At 54.8% G+C, this 8543-nt stretch carries 7 protein-coding genes and 1 pseudogene; 2 read left to right on the top strand and 6 right to left on the bottom strand.

Annotated features, from left to right (window positions below; genetic code table 11):
• Positions 1 to 6 precede the first annotated feature (6 nt).
• Genes PPGU16_RS00820 through PPGU16_RS00795 form a run of 6 tightly spaced genes read right to left on the bottom strand, consistent with a single transcriptional unit; the run spans position 7 to position 5603 of the window.
• On the bottom strand, positions 7 to 411 hold the full coding sequence (locus PPGU16_RS00820; RefSeq protein WP_180722514.1) for a 6-pyruvoyl trahydropterin synthase family protein: 405 nt from the start codon (positions 409 to 411) through the stop codon (positions 7 to 9).
• A gap of 44 nt (positions 412 to 455) precedes the next feature.
• Positions 456 to 1157 carry a 7-cyano-7-deazaguanine synthase QueC gene (queC, locus tag PPGU16_RS00815; protein ID WP_180721281.1) on the bottom strand — a complete coding sequence of 234 codons (702 nt, stop codon included), beginning with the start codon at positions 1155 to 1157 and terminating at the stop codon, positions 456 to 458.
• Positions 1158 to 1173: 16 nt separating this feature from the next.
• Positions 1174 to 2250, bottom strand: a complete 1077-nt coding sequence (gene dbpB, locus PPGU16_RS00810; protein ID WP_180721280.1) for a DGQHR domain-containing protein DpdB — start codon at positions 2248 to 2250, stop codon at positions 1174 to 1176.
• Positions 2247 to 3542, bottom strand: coding sequence for a tRNA-guanine transglycosylase DpdA (dpdA, locus tag PPGU16_RS00805; RefSeq protein ID WP_180721279.1), 1296 nt, complete (start codon positions 3540 to 3542; stop codon positions 2247 to 2249). Before dpdA ends, dbpB (PPGU16_RS00810) begins: the two co-directional genes overlap by 4 nt.
• Positions 3539 to 4660 (bottom strand): DGQHR domain-containing protein DpdB, encoded by a 1122-nt coding sequence (dbpB, locus tag PPGU16_RS00800; RefSeq protein WP_180721278.1) that lies wholly within the window; start codon positions 4658 to 4660, stop codon positions 3539 to 3541. The genes dpdA and dbpB (PPGU16_RS00800) overlap by 4 nt, the downstream gene beginning before the upstream one ends.
• 7 nt (positions 4661 to 4667) lie before the next feature.
• Positions 4668 to 5603 carry a hypothetical protein gene (locus PPGU16_RS00795; RefSeq protein ID WP_180721277.1) on the bottom strand — a complete coding sequence of 312 codons (936 nt, stop codon included), beginning with the start codon at positions 5601 to 5603 and terminating at the stop codon, positions 4668 to 4670.
• 299 nt (positions 5604 to 5902) lie between these two features.
• On the opposite strand from PPGU16_RS00795, the pseudogene PPGU16_RS43345 reads away from it, so the two are divergent.
• Both PPGU16_RS43345 and PPGU16_RS00785 read left to right on the top strand, forming a co-directional pair.
• A pseudogene (locus tag PPGU16_RS43345) lies at positions 5903 to 6759 on the top strand (transposase); the annotation flags it as partial.
• Between the two features lie 257 nt (positions 6760 to 7016).
• Positions 7017 to 8540, top strand: a complete 1524-nt coding sequence (locus tag PPGU16_RS00785) for a DGQHR domain-containing protein (RefSeq protein ID WP_180721275.1) — start codon at positions 7017 to 7019, stop codon at positions 8538 to 8540.
• Positions 8541 to 8543: the final 3 nt, after the last annotated feature.

Genomic DNA, 8543 nt, shown 5'->3' with positions numbered 1-8543 from the left:
CCTGTGTCAGATGCGCGCTTCTTCCCGAGCGTGCATCGCCATCGCCATCGCCAAGTCAAGATCGCAGCAGTCTCCGCTTGCAGGTCGCTCCACCCGAACCCTAGAGATGTTCGGCAGCGCGCACGAAAGGTTGCGGTAGATGTAAGCGCATAAGCCTTCTAGGGTTGCCGCGCCGAGGCCGGGTACTTCATCGAGAAAACGGTGGTCGAGTTGGTCGCGAACACGTTCGATCTCTCTGCGTAGCAGACCGAGGTCGACCACCATGCGTGTGGTAGGGTCCGGCCGGCCACGCACGAAAATCTGTGCGTGATACGTGTGCCCGTGAACGCGACGACTGCCCTCGGCGTCGATCTCCCGGTGCAGCGTGTGCGCCGCCTCGAAATAGAACTTCTGGCTGAGTTCGTAGTTCATCTGGTCCGGTGCCACTTCCTACTCCTCCCTCATAACACCGCGCGTCATACAGCTACTTCCCGAAACGACTCGAAGCCTTTCTGCCGCAGTTCGCACGCCGGACATTCGCCGCAACCATAGCCCCAATCATGCTGCTCGTTTCGATCTCCGACGTAGCACGTGTGCGTTTCGGTGCGGATCAGGTCTACGAACGCAGCGCCTCCGAGGGTATCCGCCATGCGCCAGGTATCGGCCTTATCGATCCACATAAGCGGCGTTTCAATCACCAGCGGCTGATCCATTCCCAACGCGATTGCGACCTGCAAGGCTTTCAGCGTGCTGTCACGGCAATCCGGGTAGCCTGAGTAGTCTGTCTCGCACATGCCGCCTACCAGCAACTGCACACCACGGCGATAAGCGAGAGCGCCTGCCAGCGTGAAAAACAGCAGATTGCGTCCCGGTACGAACGTGTTCGGCAGACCGCTCGCTTGCATTTCGATCGCCTTGCCCTGAGTCAGCGCGGTATCACTGATCTGGCCGAGGATCGAGAGATCAAGCATGTGATCATCGCCAAGTTTCGCACCCCAAGCGGGAAAGTCCTCACGGAGCCTGCGCAGCACGTTCACGCGGCACTCCAGTTCGACGGCGTGCCGTTGCCCGTAGTCAAACCCCACCGTCTCAACGTACTCATATCGCTCGAGCGCCCATGCCAGGCACGTTGTGGAGTCTTGCCCACCTGAGAAGAGAACGATGGCGCGCGTTTTCATGATCAACCTCAAATGACTAAGAGTTCGCAACCAGACGGTGTTGACGAAGCGCTCGCTTCATCGACCGGACGAGATAGTTGGTAAGCAAGTCAATATCGCTTGGAGTGTTCTGAATGCCGTTCCAGGGACGTTCATCGTTTGGCGCGAGGCGCCACTGGCCGCTAGTCCACGCTGTGTATTCCTTTAGCAGCTCAAGACCATGTTCGAACTCTGTCTGCGTGGTTGCTCCTTCACTGGAGTAAAGAAACTCCATCACGAAGCCCATCGCCACTAGCCCGGCTCCGTGTCGCAAACGCGATGTCTTCGGACTCATGCCAATCCATTCGCTGCCGAATACCTCGGTAACTGCCCCAAAGAACGCATTCACGAAATCGTACGCGCGGTTCTCGAAGTCGCCATCTTTGATGAACTCGCGAATGGCGCCGTCCGACGCCGAGTTCATAACGACTTTCTGCATGGCCGTATCGCTCAGCACCCCCTTGGGATTGGTGTGCTGACGTATCTCTCCACGAAGCGCCGAGTTACGCGAAAAATTCAGTCGGTCGACGATGCGTGCAGCAAATTTGCGAGCGGTGAATCGTTCAGGTAGACCTTCCACGTTTGGTAGCAGTTCGTAGATCAGCGTCTTGGGTAAAGGCCGCGTATTGTTGATCAACACGAACTGCTGACGCAGTTCATTGTAGTCCTTGCAGATGAGCGCAGACACGAAGACCTGAAACCCCGGCTTCGTGATGCCCGCTAGCGCGCTCAGGCGCTGCTGGCCGTCCACCACGAAGCCCGGTTTGCTGTCGGTCGCTTTAATCTCGATGTCCACCACGCCATCGCTCCTGTCCTTGACCTTGACGCCACCGATGAACGCGACAATCAGCGCGTTTGGCAGAAGTGCATCTTCGCGTCGCAGATAATCGCGGATCTCCTTAATGTGCGAGGCTATTTGGTGTCTCTGGAAGCCGCGCAATTCTCCACTCTCCTCACGTCCGACGCGCTCGATTTCCGAGAACGCCAATATCTGCTCGGGCGTGGCTGCAAAAGTGAATACATCATGTTCCGCGGCTTGCGACGCGCGAATGGCCTTGAATCGATGGACGCTCACCGGTGCTTCTCCAGGGTACGTTGTACGTGCTTGTGATAAACGCCCAGATTGTGAAACCCACGGCGCTTGTTTCGATTGCTCGAACGGAAAATAATGACCTCGACGCCAGCCTTGTTGCAAATGGAACAGTTGCAACGCTTCCAAGGCGCGTCTTCCAGCGTGCGTTGAATCAACGCTCGCATCTTCATCAGATCTTTGTAGTGAGCCTCGGGTGAGACACTGTCCGCGAGTGTGAGGAATTGTTGATAGTCCATCACCGCGTCGAGCGCTTCCTTCACCTTAACTCCACCTCTGTCAAACCGACGCAGCGTGGTGAGCGCCTTTTCCTCTCGACGCTGCAAGTCCTCTGAACTGAGAACGCCACGCTTGATGCCTTGCATCAGTCGAGCGTTTTCAATGGCCTGCGGAATGCGAATGGCGGCGTAGTAATCCAAGCCGCCTTTCGGCGAGTCGATGTAGTAATTAGCTTTTGCGTCCTTGAACGCACGAATGAGAGGCGAAGTCGAATCGAAACTGGTGATCCCGAAGTTTGTAAACTCGTGAATTGTGTCTGCCTTGGCGAACCCGAGAAGATGAATCTTCGTTTCTGGCTTGATCGCGCTTCGTAAGGCATGCAGCACCTGTTTGATAACATCGACCTTAAGCGGAACGAGACCTCCGATGCCGAGGTAGCGGTATCCCATCTTCTCCAACTCCACCGCCGCCGCAGCCATGCTTCGGGGCGACCACCCTTGAACAGCACCAAGCGGTTCGAACGCATGCCCTTCCGACGCTGTGAGTTTGATGAACTCCTGCGCGTTGGCAAGCGTGATTTCATACCGCTCGACGATGCTCCCGTCAATGTCGCTGGCGGGCGGATTATCGGTCAGGCAATCAAAGATGATGTGGTCGGGGGAAACCCCATGTGTAAAGCCTGCGTCGAGATAGAACTCGACTACTTCATTTGGAGGGTACGCAGGAGTCTGGTTGTCAGCGTACGCAAACGCGCCACAGTCGCCCATCACCATTGCATCCTTGAATGGCGCCCCACCATAGCGAAGGAACTTACGCACGCCATCGCGCAACATGCGTTGCTCCTCAGCAGTCGAATAACGAACCTTGGATTTTGGAACGCCAGCCGCTTGGCGAACCGCGCTCATCGATACAAGAAGGCCATCGTAAGGGGCTGGAGTCATCAACTCGTGCGCGTACATGTCGTCCCAGTAGCGGCGACGGCCGGGCGCGTTGCGGTCGTTAATAAAGTCGTACTCGGGATCGACGTAATCCTGAGTGTCGGAGTAAAGGAATTTCATTGTTTCATCGAACTGGTATAAATCTGCACCAGTGTGTCTTGGAGTCTTCTAATATCGCGCGGGACGCTCTGGATCTCATTCCACGACACGCCGAGCGCCTCCCAAGTTCCATTGGTCCAGCGGCAAGCGGGCGCGACTTTCTCAAGTTCTTTGCGGACTGTCTTATAGTCTTCGCTCTGTCCAGCCAAGCGGGCGTAGATTCTATCCATCAATACGCCCATGGCTTCGATACCCGCTGAGTGCATAAGCCTGCTGCGTTTCGGGTCAACTCCCCAAGCATCAGGAAAGACATCGCGTACAGATGACCAGTATGTGATGAGGATCTTATACATTCCGCCGACATCTACGCCTTCGCGTCCCAACCCCTTGTAGGGTGCCAACGCACCAAGCGGATTGTTCATGCTATTGCGTATCATGGTAATGATCGCGGTATCCGTAATCACGCTGACATTGCTACTTTTCTCCGAGATGCGCTTGATAAGCTTGTGAAACGGCGACTCCGGATCACGATTAAGCAGACTGCAGATCTCCGATGGTACCTTCCGCGCGCTCAGTTCTCGCGGCAAAAGAATGCTACGTGTTTCAGGTAGCAGTTCGTTGATCAAACGCGTCGGCAAGGGACGCGCCTTGTTAACGAGGATGAATTGTTCGCGCTGAACTTCCAGGCTGTCTGACACGAATCCGACAACGGGAACCGGAATGCGCTTTTGCTCCGCTTGCGCCAGCGCGAGTGAACGTTGCTGTCCATCAACGATCCAAGCGACCCGTTGCCCCTCGTCGTAAACAGGAATTGTCAACGTTCCGGATTGCGCCACGCCATGATCGCCGGTAGGTTTGGTGCCGCGCGATGCCGCGAAGTGAACCGCTGGCGACATCGCCAAGATGATCGCGTTGGGAAACAACACGTTGTCCTGATTCAGATAGTCGACGATGCCTTTTACGTGTGTGCGAATTTCCGGCCGCTGAAACCCTTTCAGTACGTCGTCACCGTCCCGCTCTACTCGCGAGATGTCTGCGACGCGCACGATGTCGGAGCCTTGAATAAAAAAGGCGTACACATCTAGATTTTCGCCCTGAATCGTGCGCAGTGCTCGCACCACGATCTCGTTTCTAGCCATATCGACCTCACCCCTTTATGTCGAATTCTTGCCGGAGATCGCACCAAAGACTGCGGAAACGCCCCTGCTCACAAGCGACTAACGCCTCATCACGAAGGTATCGCAGGAGTCGCGAGGATGCTCCGTTAGACCGATGCCAGTTCTTGCGCATAAGCGCCAGAATTTCTGCATCGGTTTTCTTCTCCCGCGCAGGCACCACCGGCTTCGTCAAATTGCGCATCGCATTAGTCACAGACGCAAGTGCTTCGTCAGCGGAGAGTCGATGTCCGTCCAACATCTCCACGAAGTGGCGCATTGCCCTCTGCGCAAAATCCGTTCGCGTGCCCGCGTAGGGCGAACCCTCCAAGCGCTCGTCATATGGCAAAGCAACTTGTCGAACGTTATCGGGCACGAGCGTCCGGCCATGATCCGATGTGATGATGCGGATTCTATTGACCTGTGCCTTAGTAAGGGAAGCCAGATCCTCAGCGACCAGTGACACGTAACTTCCAGGCAATGCAAAGAGCGCTAGAGCGTCAGGATGTCGGTGAAGCAGGGTCGAAATGGAGTGCTGCCCCCCCAGCTCTGCCGTTAGTGCCTCCCACCAATCGCTTGCGTTTAACCCCAACCGGGCGAGCAACGGCTTTAACGAATTCGCACCATCGGAGACGGTAAGGTCGTACGAGGGTATCCGATCCGCGGCACCAACAATGCCAAGTCCTGCGGAGACGATGTGTAACGTACCCTGCAGTGCGTCGGCCACTCGCTGCGCCTCAACAAACGCACGCCCCATGTAAACGTCCCGAGCGTGACCCGACGGCTTCGCTTGCCGAACGGCTTTGACCCAACGCGCAGCAACAGATTGGAGTGTACCGCCTGCTTCTAGCGAGGCCAGTTCGACGCTGATGCCGCTGTGGCGCTTTCTGTTGGTGCAGTTGGTAACAACAATCGCTTGACGTGTCATAACTGCACTCACAGTCGAAAAAATCACCATCAATACTACACACTGAATTCGTCGATAGTTTCGCACTTATTGAGAGAAATTTCCATCTTTTCAGTGAGATACAGGGGGGTGATGAAGAGAATGTGTAGCTCCGGCGCAACGATGTGCCACGAAGAACGCACGGAAAGGGACTTTCGGATGAGTCATCAAATGGATCATGTGGATTGTCGACGACTCCGACCAACTCAGTCCGCCAAACACCCTGCTTCCGATTACAAATATTCTTCGGGCTGGACGATTTATGAAAATGGAAAAGATCGTTGCCGGATCCGGCTATGTCCCACGTCACCGACCAGCATGCAGGAAAAGCCGAGAGCGGTGCCACCATCATTGATGAAGCCGCGGGATGGACCGCGCATACGCTGCGCTCGCTTCGACTAAGCCGACGAACAGTTGGTCGACCTCATCACACCGCGCGGTTTCGAAATTGATCTATCGCACAGATCACACAGACCAGCAATCGCATTCGAGGCAAGCTTACCGGGATTCATCGTGCACCGAGCGCGTTATGTGCTCGCGCTTCGGCCATCCAGATTTGCTCGACCCGCTGGAGCCATACCCGTTGCCCGTCGACTTGCGGCGGCCAGCGAGAAAGCGCCTCCCAACCGCCTGACCAAACGTGTCCACGGACGATGAAAAGTCTTGCTGTCGAAATCGCTCGTGCGCTCAGCGAACACGCAGTGACTGTACCCGTGACACCGGCCGCAGGATCATCATGCCGAGTCTCGCCTAGCAACTCGTGCCCTTGTGCAAATAACGGGACGAAGTCTCAGACGAAATAGAACGTCTAGTACATTTAACCTTCCCTTTGACCAGTCCTGACCTGCATGCCGGGAGTCGACGCCAAAACCACCACCAAGGTCCCTACTGAAGTTGCTCGTAAAGCCTTCGTGTCATCTCCCGCATCTCGACGCCAACGCGGGCCTCGCACCGGTAAAGCAGCGCTCGGTCTCCTCCATCCGTGTCAAACATCCATCCAAGCGGGGCAACAAGATCCTCAAGCGAGCGCTCTACTTCTGCGCCCCGTGCGTCCCTGCAAAACCCAATCTCGCGGGACTATAACGCCCGCAAACTCCAGCAGGGCACGCGCCGCCGCCAAGCGCTCATCGTCTACGCAGTTGCGCCGCTTCTCGCGAAGTCAGGGCAATGCAATCCGGTTGATTATGGTGATCGCTTGCGCGCTATTCTTGCGGCACTCAGTCCCACCCGTTCTTTACCTGAACACCTCATTCTCAGCCTTGCTGGGCACCGACCTGCACGACCATTTGGCACCGGATCTACCTATTTCTTCGCACGGCAATAGCGTGGGATCGCTTGAGTTTCCCGAGTCATCCACTTACCATCCTAAATGGGGTTTGAACTCAGGAGATCCACATGGCGGCACTACAACTTCAAGAATCGATAAAAGCTAGATTCTCGCAATCCGAAATCGCCTTGGCTGCTGTCATCGGCGCCGATATGAACCTTTCCCTAAAAGAGAAAGTGGTTCAACTTTTTCTGCAATTGGATGATCCTCTAATTTCCGCAAAAGAGGTTCAGCTTTTGCTTCAAGTGAACGCGGATGAGCCCGAAATTTCTGTTGCGCTCGGCGAATGTTGCTCTGAAGATATTTTGGAGAAATCTACTTCGACTCAAAGAGCGCTTGACAAAGATGGCATAGCCCTTTTTCGCAATAAAAATATTCCCCTACAGCGTTTAAAAATTCTGGGTACTGCTTCCCGTCTATCGGACAATTCGGTCAGGCTTAATTTTACCATCGATGGCAGGTTAATTAGAGCGTTCGCTGCTGTGGACCGATTGGATGCTGTGGCAGGTACAGGGCAGCAACGGGATGAAATCGTCAAGCACGTGAAGGATATAAGTGCAGGGATGAAGTCGGGAGTGCAGGTACCTAATTCAGTGATACTTGCATTCAACGATGAGATATTCGCCTGGGCTAATGAAGTCGGAGAGTCGTCACCGGAGTCGTGGGTAATATGCAGAACCCTCGGAGAATGGTCGACCACTACATTCCCTGGTAATCCAAGTCGAATTGTGCAAGAAGTCGTTCCTATTGAACTCGATATCCCGTACAGAAGCGCAGCATTTGACGAAGAAAAGTGTGCCCTGCTTGTGGACGGGCAACAGCGCACAGCCGCACTGTCCTTGGTTGATGTGGATGAAACGCCCTCATTTCAGCTGAGCGTCAATGCGAGCGCTTCGTCTCCGGAGCAGGCAAAGGAGACATTCCGCGTTGCAAACAACACCGTTAAGATTTCCACCGATTTTTCGCGTGCTCTCTTGGGTACCTTGCCAGACGCGCCGGGTTATGTGAAGCAGGAGCGGCAAATTGCGCAAGCGGTAAAGACACTAGCCATTGAGGATAAGCATTCTCCTTTCTACCAATTGGTGAAACATCCAGGCGTAGAAGGACGCGGATTCCCGATTGCCTACAATACCCTATTTTCAGTTGTCTCTGCTTTCGAAAATTCCAGTCTCGACTTTGAAGGCAGTGCGTCGAATCTTGCACGCTGCGTGTCTGATGCCTTTACGATAGTGAAAGACGTATGGCCTACGGCTTGGGGAAAGTCGCCTAAGGATTCGCGCCTCATGCACGGAGCAGGGTTGCGAGCGATCGCCGGTGTCGTGGTCGACCTTCTAAAAGTGCAGGCAGCGCTGCATGAGCATGACTTGAGCCGACCGGAAATCTGGCCGGAGATGAAAAATAGCCTGTTGCGACTGGCCACTAGAGTTCTTTGGACCGCCGAAGCGCTCAATGGGACGGCTACTCAAAAGCAAAACTACATTAAGGAAATTCAAACCCGTCAGAACACCAACCAAGATATCCAGGGTTTAACCAACTTTCTTGTTAGAGAGTCCGTCGTCCTCGAGAAGAAGCCGAAAGAAAAGATCGCATGAGCG

The organism is Paraburkholderia largidicola (assembly GCF_013426895.1).
Classification (GTDB): domain Bacteria; phylum Pseudomonadota; class Gammaproteobacteria; order Burkholderiales; family Burkholderiaceae; genus Paraburkholderia; species Paraburkholderia largidicola.
This window is presented reverse-complemented; position numbering and strand designations above follow the sequence as displayed.

Bases quoted from the DNA above. Each gene is read 5' to 3' on its own strand.
- PPGU16_RS00820 (WP_180722514.1), bottom strand. From the start codon at position 411: ATGAACTACGAACTCAGCCAGAAGTTCTATTTCGAGGCGGCGCACACG.
- queC (WP_180721281.1), bottom strand. From the start codon at position 1,157: ATGAAAACGCGCGCCATCGTTCTCTTCTCAGGTGGGCAAGACTCCACA.
- dpdA (WP_180721279.1), bottom strand. From the start codon at position 3,542: ATGAAATTCCTTTACTCCGACACTCAGGATTACGTCGATCCCGAGTAC.
- dbpB (WP_180721278.1), bottom strand. From the start codon at position 4,660: ATGGCTAGAAACGAGATCGTGGTGCGAGCACTGCGCACGATTCAGGGC.
- PPGU16_RS00795 (WP_180721277.1), bottom strand. From the start codon at position 5,603: ATGACACGTCAAGCGATTGTTGTTACCAACTGCACCAACAGAAAGCGC.
- PPGU16_RS00785 (WP_180721275.1), top strand. From the start codon at position 7,017: ATGGCGGCACTACAACTTCAAGAATCGATAAAAGCTAGATTCTCGCAA.